1 protein-coding gene is annotated in these 297 nt (G+C 55.9%); it reads right to left on the bottom strand.

What is annotated here, in order from left to right; all coding sequences use genetic code 11:
- A partial coding sequence (locus BFQ03_RS02885) for an immunoglobulin-like domain-containing protein (RefSeq protein WP_139115630.1) occupies positions 1-297 on the bottom strand: 297 nt, incomplete at both ends.

The raw sequence follows: 297 nt of genomic DNA, 5'->3' as shown, positions 1-297 counted from the left end.
ACGGAGCCGTCAACGTCACGGTAGTGGTGTTATCGGTATCGGTACCTGGGGTATCAGTGACAATCGTGGTGACTTTGTCAGTACCTGGAACCAGATTTTCAAAGTGCTCGCCGCCGGTGACTTCCTTGATGCCGGTCGTAACGGTTTGGTCGCCTTTGTACACATCGTCCGGTGCCACAGCCGAAACAGTACCGCTCGACTGATTCACGCCGATGGTGATGGTCTGGTTGTTATCCAGGGTCACCGTCAGTGGGCCAGTGGTGTTGGTGACCGGCTTGCCATCCTTGTCGACCAGAG

Source organism: Pseudomonas sp. 25 R 14, assembly GCF_900004755.1.
Taxonomy (GTDB): domain Bacteria; phylum Pseudomonadota; class Gammaproteobacteria; order Pseudomonadales; family Pseudomonadaceae; genus Aquipseudomonas; species Aquipseudomonas brenneri.
Note: the sequence above shows the minus strand (reverse complement) of the source record. Positions and strands in the feature narration are given on the sequence as shown.